A 13,998-nucleotide genomic window follows, 5' to 3' on the forward strand; every position below is an offset into this window, starting at 1 on the left:
ATGAGATATGTTATTCAGATTGAGGGTTTGAAAAAAGTGTACCATGTCGGAGATCAGGAAATTCATGCTCTGCGTGAGGTTCAACTTGATATTGCTGACGGTGATTTTGTTGCGATTATGGGACCGTCTGGATCAGGCAAGTCCACGATGATGAATGTTATCGGCTGTCTGGATTTACCTACGTCAGGACAATTTTATTTGGACGGATATTCAATCTTAGATGCCCGCGAGGATGAACTGGCTATTATACGTAATCAGAAAATCGGATTTGTATTTCAGAAATTCCATTTACTTCCACGATCCACAGCTCTGGAAAACGTGGAACTGCCTATGATCTATGCGGGGGTTTCTGCCAAGGAGCGTCGTTTGCGGGCTATGGATGCCCTCACAAGCGTAGGTCTAGGCGATCGGATGAACAACAGGCCAAATGAATTGTCAGGCGGTCAGCAGCAACGGGTATCCATTGCGCGGGCACTTGTGAACAATCCGGTTATTCTCTTAGCGGATGAACCGACAGGAGCTTTGGACTCCAAAACAAGTGTGGAAATCATGGGGATTTTTCAGCGTCTGAACGATCAGGGGAAAACGGTTGTACTGGTTACTCATGATCAAGAGGTTGCGGAATACGCCAAGCGTCTGATTCATTTTCGAGATGGGCGGATTGAAAAGGATCAGCCTGTTGAGGAACGAAGAATGGCGGCAGAGGAAGTGAAGGCATGAAGTTTCAGGAAATTATTCGTGTGTCGCTCAATAGTTTGCGAACCAATATGCTGCGATCCTTGCTGACCATGGTGGGTATTATTATCGGAGTAGCCGCTGTGATTGCGATTGTAGCCATCGGTAAAGGATCAACCGCTACAATTACATCGCAGATCAATAGTATGGGAAATAATCTGCTGATGATCTATCCTTATGCTCCATATGATGGGTCAAGTTCCATGTCGTTCAACCAGACGAAAGGAATATCTTTGGAGGATATTGAGGCACTAGAGCAGCAAAAAGCAGTAGCCGAGGTGGCGCCAAGTGCGATGACCAATGCAGATATTACATGGAGTCGCAATAAGGTCAGCGGGCAAATCGAGGGGACCTCGCTGGGATTTGTTCATGTGAGAAAGTTGTCGCTCGCTCAGGGCAGATCGTTTACCCACTATGAAGTGGATAAACGATTGAATGTGGCTGTATTAGGGAGTGATGCGGCCCGTAATATTTTTGGCCCGGATGCTTCCAAAGCGGTAGGTGAGATCATTATGATCAAACAACTGCCCTTTAAGGTGGTTGGTGTGCTGGCTAATTCCAATTCAAATATGAATAATAGCGGACAGCAGGTCTATGTGCCAATCACAACGGGGATGGAACGACTAGGTAATATGAGCATTCAGCAGGTGAATGCCTCTGCAACAACGGAGGACAAGATTGATCAGGCAAGTGCTCAAATTCGGCAGGTGCTGCGTGTCAGACATGAGCTAAAGCCATCAGAGGGCGATGATTTTCAAATTATGACCCAGACGGAAATCCTAAAAACAGTGTCTGGGGTTGACCGGGTTATGAATATGCTACTGATCGGCGTGGCTGCAATTGCGCTCGGCGTTGGTGGTGTTGGCATTATGAATATTATGCTGGTGTCTGTCACGGAGCGTACGAGGGAGATAGGAATTCGCAAAGCGATTGGTGCGCAACGCAGTGATATTATGCTGCAGTTTGTGGCTGAGGCTGTTTTTCTCAGTCTAATGGGTGGACTGGTCGGCGTTATGGTGGGTCTTGGGGGTGCAAAGCTGCTTGAGAAATTCGTCCAAATGCCGATTGTGTATTCGATAGAGCCAGTACTGTACTCTTTTCTGTGCTGCATGGGAGTCGGAGTGCTGTTCGGAGTATATCCGGCGCGCAAAGCCTCGAAGCTGCGTCCGATTGATGCTTTAAGATACGAATAGGAAAGCGGGTGCTTTGCCTTACTCGAAAGAGGGGGGATAAAGCGCCCGTTTTTTGTATGGAATAAGTATTTTAAATGATAAAAAAACATGAATAACCACTTTAATTTTATATATGTGATGTTTTATATGCTTTTTTAGGTTGATTTATTATTATATATGACGTATTATATTCAATATCAGATCGCAAGCAAAAAAGGAGGGGCGTTCATCATCGACCTTACGGCAAGACAAGTAGAAATTTTAAACATCGTACAAAAGCATGCCCCGATTACGGGTGACCAGATTGCGGAAATGCTTAATCTCAGTAAGGCGACCATTCGGACCGACCTATCCAAATTGGGCATTTTGAATTACATAGATGCTAAGCCCAAGGTCGGTTATTTTGTTGGAAAGCGGGGTACGCCGAACCGGGAGGAAAAATTCCGGCTTTTGCAAATGAAGGTCGGTGATCTTCACGGGGTTCCAGTCATCGTACGTGAAACAACCACAATTCAGGAAGCTGTCGTAGCTCTGTTTTTGGAAAATGTGAGCAATTTGATCGTCACCGATGAAGATGGAGATTTGGCAGGGGTGGCTTCCCGCAAGGATTTACTCAAAGTGACGTTAGGCAATCCCAATGCAGCAACCATTCCTGTCAGTCTTGTGATGACCCGACAGGCGAATGTGGTCACTGTTTCCCCAGAGGATACCGTACTAGAGGCAGCACGCAAAATTATTGCCCGTCAAATCGACAGTCTGCCTGTCGTCGTCCCTTCGGATTCTGACAAACCAGGAGAACACTGGAAAGTCGTGGGACGTATTACAAAGACAAATATTATTAAAATGTTGCTCGATATGGTAGCAGAGGATTAATGGGAGGAATCGAATGGTTCAGGCGAGCAGTCATTTTATAGCGATCTGTTCAGACTCGATTGGTGAGACGGCAGAAGCTGTTGTACAGGCGACCATGCGCCAATTTGAGTTACCAGACACAGAGATCAAAAGATTTATGAATGTGAGGGATGAAGACGAGCTGAGTCGGGTAATGGAGGAAGTTGCCGAGCGTAAAGGCTTTGTAGCTTATACGCTGGTACAGCCGGAATTGAGAGAGGCGATGAAAGAGGAGGCTGTTCGGCTGAATGTGCGGGCTGTCGATATTATGGGACCGATGATGCAGGCGTTTGCCGATACGTTTCATAACGATCCCAAGGAGAAGCCTGGCCTACTGCACCGACTGGACGACAACTATTTTCGGCGTGTAGAGGCGCTGGATTTTGCAGTTCAATACGATGATGGCAAAGATGTGAGCGCTATTCTCAAAGCAGATATAGTATTGCTGGGAGTGTCTCGTATTTCCAAAACTCCTTTATCCATGTTTCTCGCACATAAAGGTTATAAAACAGTCAACATACCGGTTGTACCAGAGCTGACACCACCTGTTCAGTTGAAGGATGTTCAGCGTGGCCGAGTGTTCGGATTGACGATTCAGCCGGAGCTACTGTTGAAAATACGCAGTGAACGACTGAAGGTAATGGGGCTTCCTAATAATGTGCAGTATGCTACAGCGACGAGGGTGGAAGAGGAAATCGCGTATGCGCAGTCTTTGTTTAAAGAACTGAATTGTCCGATCATTGATGTTACAGATAAAGCAATTGAAGAGACAGCAGGCTTGATTGTCAGAATGCTATAAATCGAAGCAACTTAGAAGCAGCGTTTATAAAGAAAATATGAATCACGGGATACAGGAGTATAAATATAAAAGGCAGCAAAGCTGCCGTGAAATATTATTTGCCTGTGGGTAACAATTATTTTTAGGAGAGGTGGAGGGATAGGTATGGAGAGTCAAATGGCATTGGAATTCGTTCGGGTAACAGAGGCAGCGGCACTGCAATCGGCACAATGGACAGGGCGTGGAGATAAGAATAGCGCGGACGAGGCGGCAACAGTAGCCATCCGTACTCATTTTAATGCAGTATCCATGGACGGCACGGTCGTGATTGGTGAAGGCGAAATGGATGAGGCTCCCATGCTGTATATCGGGGAGAGAGTAGGCAATCGCAGAGGGCCGGCCATGGATATTGCTGTTGATCCTCTCGAAGGGACTGAAACGGTGGCGAACGGTTTGAATAACGCACTGTCGGTCATTGCTGCTGCACCTCGTGGTAGTCTACTACATGCTCCGGATATGTACATGCAAAAATTAGCTGTTGGTCCGGCATTGGCTGGAAAGCTGTCACTAGAAGACACGATCCCGACTACATTGTCAAAAGCAGCGCGCATACTGGGGAAATCCTTGTCCGATCTTACGGTGTCGATTCTGGATCGTTCACGGCATGCCGGGATTATCCAGCTTCTGCGGGAAAGCGGCGTTCGGATCAAGCTGCTTGGTCATGGGGATGTGATGGGTGCAATTGAAACCTGCCTGGATAGCGGTGTAGATTTGCATATCGGCTCTGGCGGCGCTCCTGAGGGTGTATTGGCCGCGGCCGCGCTGAAATGCATGGGCGGAGAAATACAAGGCCGTCTGCTTCCTCATGGAGAAGAAGAGATTGCACGTTGCAAACGCATGGGTATTACTGATCCAGGGGCGTTGCTGTCGATGGAGGACATGGTCGGACGCCAAGGCGTGATGTTTGTCGCTACAGGCGTTACGCCTGGTGAGTGGTTGCAGGGGGTTCGTTCTCTGCCTGGTCACAGAGCTGAAACCCATTCAGTTGTAATGCATTCAGATACAAAAACGATTCGTTTCGTGCGAAGTATTCATCATACAGCTGATTCTTCCGGTACGCTTGCAGCCGCGGCATCCTCTTGAAATTTGAAGTCAAGACTTCCTTCACTGGTGAATTTAATCATAATAAATTTATAAAACAGCAAGTCTCTGACTAAAGGGAGACTTGCTGTTACTGTTTTTTGGGGATAAAAGAGTAAAAGCAAGGATATAAATTTTAAAAAAACAGGCACTTTTGAAGTGAAATTGAAACGTTTCTATTAGGGCTTGAAAAGAAAAAACATAGCTTTGGAAGAGAAAAAATCAATTCGAACTAATTTTTTTAGACGAAGAGTCAAAAAAAATTATGCATAATATAGTTCTTTAGAACTATATAAAAACCCTGTTTATTAAAAATTTAAAGAGTTATTAATTTAGGTTTGTGTGTGATTGTTTTAAATTAGTTCCATTATATAGGAGGTTGAAGGGAGATGCGGAAAAAGTCGGAATTTGTCGGATGATATCAGGTTGAATTTGTTACATTTATGTTAAAGGCATGTAAAGATAAAATTGTTATAGGATAAGGGCTTTAGGCGTAATTGTAAATCATAATGATTTTAGTTTTACAATGTTCGTGAAAATGTGAAATTATGTTTTAAGCCAAATTTGCAGATCATGATGGGCAGATAATGAGCGAAAAAGTAAAATTGTTGCTTTTGTAGTTTGGAAACAAATAGCATAATATGGATTTTGGTTTATTTTTATGAAGTCTAGTAATTTAGCACTTTTGTCCCATGTCAAGCCGTTTTAAAGTTTGTATATTTAAAAAAGCTAGAAAGTGTTGGAAGAAAAAAAGATATATAAGGATTTATTGTAAAATTATTACTTCATAGAGGATGGAGGAATTCATATGACGACTCGATCACAATCTTGGTTCGCGAAAACAGAGGTCCAACCAACTGCGAAGCTCCAACTATTTTGCTTCCCCTACGCCGGCGGCGGTGCTTACATATTTAACTCTTGGAAGTCCAGGCTCGCACCTGATATTACTGTGTTGCCAATACAACTCCCAGGACGTGAGGCCCGCTCCATTGAAGCTCCAATGGAAACCCTTCAAGACATCGTTCAATCGCTGGTTCCCGCTATGGCTCCATACATGCATAAGCCGTTTGCCTTTTTTGGACATAGCATGGGGGCACTGATTGCATTTGAAACAGCACGGCAGTTGTACAGCAAAACAGGAAAATTACCTGTGCATATCATCGTATCTGGCAAATCCGCCCCTCATATTCCATACTCCAAAAAACGACTCCATGATTTAGCAGATGATTCTTTCACCGAAGAGCTCCGTTTGATGCAGGGCACCCCCGAAGAGGTGCTGCAAAATGCAGAATTGATGCAAATTATTATGCCTCGTCTGCGTGCAGATTTTAAGGTATGTGAAACTTATGTTTATCAGCCGGGAAATCCACTGGCATGCCCGATGACGGTTCTAGGGGGAACGAAGGATTTTGAGGTTAGCACAGACTCACTCCGTGCCTGGCAGCAGCATACGATGTCACCTATGGATGTCCGGATGTTCGAAGGCAATCACTTTTTCATCCATGAACAAGAGCAAGAGGTTATGAGTGCAGTCGAGGACATTCTTTCCGCATCCTCGCCGATGGCCCACACTGCGGCAGCTCATACAGCTTGCAACACAAGTACTCTACAACCACGATTTAGGCAGAGTTGACTGTCCCACACATCACGATGCACTTCGCTATCACCATTTCAGCAATAACCGATAAAACAACCCACCATGATGCATTTCCCAACATAGATTAAAATCCAACTTTACTGTACAGGCACTCATTCATTTCAGACACAGAGTTTACTTCAACGACGTCCATCGCCAATCTAAATAGTTCGCACTGCATAAAGTGTGGGCAATGAAAAAGAGGGATGCCCTTGTTTCGAGCAAATTCTGCTTTTCGGAGACTTACACGTTATATAAAACCGTATAACCTTTGGGTTTTTATAACCGTAATTTCTTCTTTGTGTTTGGCAGCTATTGACATTATTTTGGGTAAGGCCATAGAACAAATGGCACAGGGCACATTCTCCTCCACCCAGAACATGATCTATCTAGTTGTTGGTATGACGGTCATTGGAATGCCTTGTAAGTTTGTGATGAGGTACGCTTCAGCACGATTTAGTGTTAGTGCACTGCGTGACTTGAGAGGCGATCTCGTACATAAGTTTTATGATTTACCTGTTTCTAGCGTGGAGAGGAAGTTCACCGGAGATCTGGTATCCCGTCTAACAAACAATACGGCGCTGTTGCAGAACTTTTTTATCCAGCAATTTGCAAATCTGTTTTATTTGCCACTTGTGTTTACAGCATCATTAACGTTGCTTTTACTGACAAGCTGGAAACTGGTTTTGGCAAGTCTTGCGCTTATGCCTGTAGGAATGATTATCACCTCACTGATGAGCAAGCCAATTGAAAAATACTCCAAGGAGCTTCAGGAGAAAATTGCTCATTTGAATGCGGTGGGACAGGATGCAATTGGAGGACTTCCTATCGTAAAGGCATTCAATATGCAGGCTGTGCTGTTGAAGAAGTATTTGGTGATTACGGAGGAGGTCATCCGGCGTGGGCTGCGGCTGGAAAAACGCTATGCGTTCATCACCCCAGTAGGTGTGATGATGCTGGCAACACCAATTATTTTGGTCATAGTGTGCGGGGGATATCTGATTCAACAAGGTGAGCTGAATGCTGGAGGCATTGTCCTTTTTTTATATCTGATTTCGTTCATCTTGCAGCCTGTCGCCATGCTGCCGACAATCATTTCACAAATGAAGGAAGCAGAGGGAGCTGCGAAGCATTTGTTTGAGGTGCTGGATTGGCCGGATGAACGGCAAGACGGGAAAATCACTACAATAAGCCAAAATCTCAAGGAAGACGATGCAGAAAGCAAGGACGACATTGCTGTAGTCAGATTTGAGCATTTGACCTTTGGCTACAACGAAGGGAACACGGTGCTGAAGGATATTAGCTTTCAGGTAGGACAAGGTGAAACGGTAGCGATTGTTGGGGCCAGCGGTGGCGGTAAAAGCACAATTTTCAAGCTGCTATGCGGATTTAATGAACCTGGAGAACATGCTGGAACCGTTCAATTATTTGGCAAGAATTTGACAGATTGGAACCTAACAAGCCTACGTAGCCATATCTCGATGGTATCTCAGGAACCGTCGCTTTTTCCGGCCACCATTGCAGAAAATATCGGATATGGCCGTCTGGAGGCGACTCGGAAAGAAATTGTCGAGGCGGCGAAAGCGGCACATGCGCATGACTTTATTGTTCAGCTACCAGAGGGATATGAAACTCTGTTGAGCGAGCGGGGAGGCGGATTGTCCGGCGGACAAAAGCAGCGTATTTCTATAGCAAGAGCATTGCTGAAAAATGCTCCGCTGCTTTTACTGGACGAGCCGACTTCAGCACTTGATAGCCAGTCGGAGGCTCAGGTACAGATTGCAATGAATGCAGCCATGCAAGACCGGACGGTACTGGTCATAGCTCATCGACTGTCAACTGTACGCCAGGCGAACCGCATTATCGTACTTGATCAGGGGAGCATTGTGGAATCAGGTACACATGAGGAATTACTAGGCCGTGATGGTGTGTACCGAAAGCTGTATTTGCAAAATTTTGAAGGACAGCAAACGGAGGAAAACGGGTATTCACTGCCTGAGGAAAGGAGTGAGCGTCGTGACCTTCAAGCAGGAGTTTTATGAATTTAAGCAATTGATGTCCCTGATGAAGCCGCATCGAAAATGGTATTTTACGGGGTTGGTTGGCAACAGTCTAACCAATGCCAGCATCACAATTTTGCTTTCTTTTGTGGTGCATAATCTGCTGAATTTTGCGGTTAATGGCGATGTACAGGAGCTATATCGAGCGGTCTATCTGGTCAGCGGGACATTTTTGGCATTAAGTCTTATTTCCCCTGTGTGCAGCTATATGTATAAACGCTGTGTCAAGCTTGCGATTGCCGATGTACGAATGAAGCTATTCGGCCATGTTGTCAAGCTATCGTATGAAAAAGCCGAAAAACATCATTCGGGTAATCTTGTATCCCGCATGACGAACGATGTGCAAGCGCTGGAGCAGGCTTATACCGTTCATATTCGCTCGATTATACTGGAAACTTCGCTTTTCTTAGGCTCATTAGTCATTCTGATGGTGCTGGATTGGCGATTTGGGGCTATGGCGGTTTTACTTGGTTTGGCTTCAGCCTGGATAAATGCTCATTTCGCGAAGAAAATGCGACACACGAGCGAAGAATTACAGGGACGGATGAGCAGATTTACAGAACGATTGAGTGATTTGCTTTCCGGATTACAGACGGTGAAGTTGTTTGGGCTCAGGGCAAAGGTAGGCGGACTTTGCAACGATGCAAGCGAAGACATAAATCGCATTAGTATCCGACAGGGACGTCATATGGGCTTGCAGGATATGTGCAATTTTGTCATTGAATTTATTACATTGGGCGGTGTGCTTGTTGCCGGATTGATCCTGGTTTCGCAGAAGCAAATGGAACTTGGAGTTTTGGGACAGATTGTGCAGCTGCAAACGGGTATCTCAACGGTGTTTTTGGAACTGGGGGCGGCTGTATCCCTGTTACAAAACTCTCTGGCAGGCTTGGCGCGTATCCGCGAAATCTTGAATGAGTCGAAGGAAGAGGAACAGTTCCCTGCGGCGAAGCAGAAGGGATCAGTAACCGGGCTTATCGATCTGGAGGTATCAGCTTCATCCGCCCGTGAACCTAAGGAATCTTATGGCGGTGTCGAGACTGTGGGTTCAGACCTCGCCATTGAACAGACTGCGGCTGCGCTGGAACTGCATAACATTACCTTTGGCTATCAGCCAGACCGTCCAACGCTGCGAGGATTGAACTTGGTTGTGCCAGAAGGGCAGGTAACCGCGATTGTCGGTCCGAGTGGGGGTGGCAAAAGCACAGTGATGAAGCTGTTACTGGGATTTTACCCACCGGATGAAGGAGTTCTGCGAGTTCGCGGCCGCTTGGCAGAAGAATTTCGGTTGGATGAGGTTAGGGAATTGATGGCCTATGTACCACAGGAGGCTACACTGTTCCATGGTACAGTAGCGGATAATATCCGTTTTGGCTCACCGGATGCCACCGATGAAGAAGTAAAGGTTGCGGCCAAAACAGCCTATGCCAGCGGCTTCATAGCTGAGCTTCCGGAGGGTTATGACACGATTGTCGGTGAACGCGGAGCCAATTTGTCCGGCGGACAAAGACAGCGGATTGCGATTGCCCGTGCTCTGCTCAAAAATGCACCGATTTTGCTGCTGGATGAAGCGACCTCAGCCCTGGATGCAGAGTCGGAATACGAAGTTCAGCAGGGCTTAGATGAGCTGATGAAGGATCGCACCACATTAGTTATTGCCCATCGATTGTCTACGATTGAACGGGCGGATACGATCTGTGTCCTTGCCGATGGCGAGCTCAAAGAACAGGGAACTCATGACCAGCTCCTTGCTGAGGGAGGTCATTATGCGGAGCTGTACGAGCTTCAGTTTCGAAAGCATCCCGAGGAACAAACCGCATAAATATGCGAATTTTCTTTTTACCAAATATCTATTTTGTGAGGAGAGAGACGGATGACACAGCAAGATGTTCAATTGTTTTCCTTAAGCCAGCCACAGCAACGTATTTGGTACACGGAGCTTTTGTATCCTCATCGGAACACTTCAACCATTATTGCTACTGTAAAAATCAGAGGAACTGTTCGTATAGATGCATTGCAGCAAGCAATGAACCGGGTGATTGCCCAAAACGATTCTTTCCGTATCAAAATCACTGCTCAGGATGGAATCCCATATCAATATGTAGAGCCGTTTACAGCGGAAAGTATTGAAACGCTTCAAGTAACCCTGGAAGAAGCGAGTGAATGGTTAAAGCGCCATAATCCACAGCCGTTCTCATTGTTGAATTCGCAGCTGTACCGATTTGTTATTTTGCAGTTAGGGGCAGAAGAAACCTGGTTTAATTTTAAAATGCATCATATTATTTCGGACGGCGTGTCCATGAATCAGGCCATTAATGAAATCACTGGACATTATATGGATATTGTGCACGGTACAGGACAGGATGCATCAACCAAAGGCAATCCTTATCTGGATTTTATTCAGGTAGAGCAAAGCTATGAGCAATCTGATCGCTATCAAAAGGACAAGACGTATTGGACGGAAAAGTTTGCTGATTTGCCAGAGACCACAGGTTTAAAATCATATAACCCGCTGACACTGAGCACAGCTGCACGCCGGGAGAGTTTTATACTGGAACATGGATTGTATCGTGGTGTTACGGCTTTTTGCGAGGAACATAAAATCAGTATTTTCACGTTCTTCCTGGCCGCTCTGTATATTTATTTGCATAAAGTGACGGGTGAGCAGGACTTAACTGTAGGAACACTCTATGCCAACCGTACGTCTAAGAAAGAAAAGGATACCATCGGCATGTTCGTCAGCACCGTGGCTACGCGTCTGCTGGTCGAACCGGAATCCGAACTGCTGGCCTTCTTACAGGGTGTAGGGAAGGAGCAGGCGTCCATTTTGCGGCATCAGCGTTACCCGTACAACAAAATTATTCAAGATTTACGTGAACAGCAAAGCAGTATGGACATCCAGCGTCTGTTTGGGGCATCCATTCAGTACCGTACATTGAGTTTCTCTCGTTTTGATGAAGCGATTCAGCAGGTGGATAACGATTTCTGCGGAGATACAGTGAATGACTTCGATATTCACATGGTTGAAATGCTGGATGACGATAGACTCGTATTATACCTGGATTATCGTACCGAGCTGTTTAGTGAGCAGGAAATTGCTCGAATTATTCGACAATTTTTGAGTGTGGCGGAGCATATGGTACAGGGCCCACACAAGCGAATACAGGAATTGTCGCTGATCAGTGAGGAAGAACGGGCGGAAATCGTCGACGTATTCAATGCTACAACAGTGGAATATCCACACGAAGCAGGCATTCATGAGCTGTTTGAGGAACAGGCGGCACGTACACCGAATCAGACAGCAGTTGTGTCTGGCAATGCCTATTTAACTTATGGCGAATTGAATGTAAAAGCCAATCGACTGGCTCACACGCTGCGCGGGCACGGTGTTACTGTCGAGCGAACTGTAGGTATCGTTGCAGAGCGTTCCGCAGATATGATCGTCGGTATGCTTGCGATTCTCAAAGCAGGCGGCGCATATGTGCCAATTGACCCTGATTATCCGGCTGAACGTGTGCGCTACCTGCTGGAAGATTCGGGAGCGGAGTTGCTGCTGGTCCAGCATGCGGAACAGCAACCGGAGGATTACACCGGAATTGTGCTGGATCTGAGTGATGCCGCTGTGTACGGGACAAAGAATAACCAAGACGTGAATAACATACATGGGGAACAAAACGAAGCTAGTCATGCAGATTTTACCCATTATTTAAATCTGAAAAATGAGAATTTAAAAGAATCTTCTTCGTCTGTCGTAGACAGTACTACTGGAGCACATACATTTGGCAATCGACTAGCCTATCTTATGTACACTTCGGGTACGACCGGACAGCCTAAAGGAGTTATGGTAGAGCATCGCAATGTCGTGCGTTTGGTGAAAAATACAAACTATGCGCAACTGGGTGCTGACACGCGCATTTTGCAAACTGGTGCCGTTGTCTTTGACGCGTCCACCTTCGAAATTTGGGGTGCGTTGCTGAATGGAGGACAGCTTGTACTGGTAAGTCAGGATGTTATTTTGGACGCTCCAAAGCTCAAGGAAGCTGTCCGCAGCCATGGTATTACGACAATGTGGCTAACTGCGCCACTCTTTAACCAGCTATCCCAGCAGGATCTGGAGTTGTTCGAGGGGGTACAAGAACTGCTGGTCGGCGGTGATGTGTTATCCGTACCGCACATTAACCGGGTGCTGGAGGCTCATCCGTCCCTACGGATTATCAACGGCTATGGCCCAACGGAAAATACAACTTTTTCTACAACTCATGCAATTGCTGGCGTGCAATCGGAAGCGGTGCCGATCGGGCGTCCGATCTACAACTCCACAGCGTATGTTGTAGACCGTTCCATGCAGCTTCAGCCTGTAGGGGCATGGGGTGAGCTAATCGTCGGCGGCGACGGGGTGGCACGTGGCTACCGGAATCGTCCTGATTTAACGGCTGAAAAGTTCATAGACAGTCCTTTCCGCAGCGGTGAGCGCTGCTACCGTACAGGCGATTTGGTGCGCTGGAATGAGGACGGAACGCTGGAATACAAAGGACGGATCGACGCACAAGTGAAAATCCGTGGCTACCGGATTGAGCTAGGCGAGGTGGAAGCGCAGCTATTGAAGCTGGAGGCAGTGCAAGAAGCTGTCGTCATTGCACGTGAGGATGAGCAGGGACAAAAACAGCTCTGCGCATATGTGGTCACCCTTGCGGATATCACAGCAAGTGAGCTGCGAAGCGACTTGAGTCAGGAATTGCCGGGTTACATGGTGCCGTCGTATTTTGTACAGCTGGAACAATTGCCGTTGACACCGAATGGCAAAGTGGATCGGCGTGCATTGCCGCAGCCGGAGGGAAGCGTGGATTCCGGCGAGGATTATGTAGCCGCTCGTAATGAGGTAGAGCGGACATTAGTATCGGTATGGCAATCTGTACTGGGTATCGAACAGATTGGTGTTCTGGATAACTTTTTTCATTTGGGTGGCGACTCGATCAAGGCCATCCAGGTGTCTTCAAGACTGCTGCAAAATGGTTACAAGCTGGAAATGAGGGAGCTGTTCCAGTATCCAACGATTGCTGAGCTGAATGGACGAGTGCAGCGGGTGACCCGCGTGTCCGATCAAGGAGAAGTCAGAGGAAACGTGGCATTGACACCGATTCAGCATTGGCTTATTGAACAGCAGCCATCCCATCCTGAACACTACAACCAGGCTCTGATGCTACACCGTGAGGATCGTTTGGACGAAACGGCGCTTCATCAGACATTGCAACGCATTGTCGAGCATCATGATGCTTTGCGCATCGTATTCCGCCAGAATGCAGACGGTGGTTATGAAGCATGGAACCGTGGCGTGCAAGAAGGAGAGCTGTATAGCCTCGAAGTGATGGATTATACCACGGAGTCTGACTTTGCTCATTTGCTGGAGAACAAAGCCAGCGAAATCCAAAGCAGCATCCGTCTAGATGAAGGTCCTCTGGTGAAGCTGGGTCTGTTCCGTTGCACCGATGGAGACCATTTGCTGGTGGCGATCCACCATTTGGTGGTCGACGGCGTGTCATGGCGTATTTTGCTGGAGGATCTGGCATCCGGCTATGAGCAGGCTTT

The 13,998-nt window shown here is 46.7% G+C and carries 9 protein-coding genes; all 9 read left to right on the top strand.

All coding sequences use genetic code 11. The features are described 5' to 3' along the window. Positions 1-720 carry an ABC transporter ATP-binding protein gene (locus tag KSP24_RS24185; protein ID WP_013370992.1) on the top strand — a complete coding sequence of 240 codons (720 nt, stop codon included), beginning with the start codon at positions 1-3 and terminating at the stop codon, positions 718-720. Then, complete coding sequence (locus KSP24_RS24190; protein ID WP_013370993.1) at positions 717-1,928, top strand: ABC transporter permease; 1,212 nt, start codon at positions 717-719, stop codon at positions 1,926-1,928. Before KSP24_RS24185 ends, KSP24_RS24190 begins: the two co-directional genes overlap by 4 nt. A 156-nt stretch (positions 1,929-2,084) precedes the next feature. Next, on the top strand, positions 2,085-2,780 hold the full coding sequence (locus KSP24_RS24195; RefSeq protein WP_052452861.1) for a helix-turn-helix transcriptional regulator: 696 nt from the start codon (positions 2,085-2,087) through the stop codon (positions 2,778-2,780). Positions 2,781-2,793: 13 nt separating this feature from the next. After that, positions 2,794-3,597 (top strand): pyruvate, water dikinase regulatory protein, encoded by an 804-nt coding sequence (locus KSP24_RS24200; RefSeq protein WP_064962314.1) that lies wholly within the window; start codon positions 2,794-2,796, stop codon positions 3,595-3,597. Between the two features lie 144 nt (positions 3,598-3,741). Next, complete coding sequence (glpX, locus tag KSP24_RS24205) at positions 3,742-4,719, top strand: class II fructose-bisphosphatase (RefSeq protein WP_014599716.1); 978 nt, start codon at positions 3,742-3,744, stop codon at positions 4,717-4,719. A gap of 805 nt (positions 4,720-5,524) precedes the next feature. Continuing rightward, the gene (locus KSP24_RS24210) at positions 5,525-6,349 is read left to right on the top strand and encodes a thioesterase II family protein (RefSeq protein ID WP_064962316.1); all 825 of its coding nucleotides are present in this window, start codon (positions 5,525-5,527) and stop codon (positions 6,347-6,349) included. Positions 6,350-6,564: 215 nt separating this feature from the next. Continuing rightward, positions 6,565-8,394, top strand: coding sequence for an ABC transporter ATP-binding protein (locus KSP24_RS24215; protein WP_216977026.1), 1,830 nt, complete (start codon positions 6,565-6,567; stop codon positions 8,392-8,394). After that, complete coding sequence (locus tag KSP24_RS24220; RefSeq protein WP_216977028.1) at positions 8,369-10,234, top strand: ABC transporter ATP-binding protein; 1,866 nt, start codon at positions 8,369-8,371, stop codon at positions 10,232-10,234. Before KSP24_RS24215 ends, KSP24_RS24220 begins: the two co-directional genes overlap by 26 nt. Positions 10,235-10,285: 51 nt before the next feature. Further along, positions 10,286-13,998: non-ribosomal peptide synthetase (locus tag KSP24_RS24225; RefSeq protein WP_216977030.1), on the top strand; the 3,713-nt coding region annotated here is incomplete at its 3' end.

The sequence above is a fragment of the Paenibacillus sp. AK121 genome (assembly GCF_019042715.1).
GTDB lineage: Bacteria > Bacillota > Bacilli > Paenibacillales > Paenibacillaceae > Paenibacillus > Paenibacillus polymyxa_C.

Bases quoted from the DNA above. Each gene is read 5' to 3' on its own strand.
- KSP24_RS24190 (WP_013370993.1), top strand. From the start codon at position 717: ATGAAGTTTCAGGAAATTATTCGTGTGTCGCTCAATAGTTTGCGAACC.
- KSP24_RS24185 (WP_013370992.1), top strand. From the start codon at position 1: ATGAGATATGTTATTCAGATTGAGGGTTTGAAAAAAGTGTACCATGTC.
- KSP24_RS24210 (WP_064962316.1), top strand. From the start codon at position 5,525: ATGACGACTCGATCACAATCTTGGTTCGCGAAAACAGAGGTCCAACCA.
- KSP24_RS24195 (WP_052452861.1), top strand. From the start codon at position 2,085: ATGACGTATTATATTCAATATCAGATCGCAAGCAAAAAAGGAGGGGCG.
- KSP24_RS24200 (WP_064962314.1), top strand. From the start codon at position 2,794: ATGGTTCAGGCGAGCAGTCATTTTATAGCGATCTGTTCAGACTCGATT.
- glpX (WP_014599716.1), top strand. From the start codon at position 3,742: ATGGAGAGTCAAATGGCATTGGAATTCGTTCGGGTAACAGAGGCAGCG.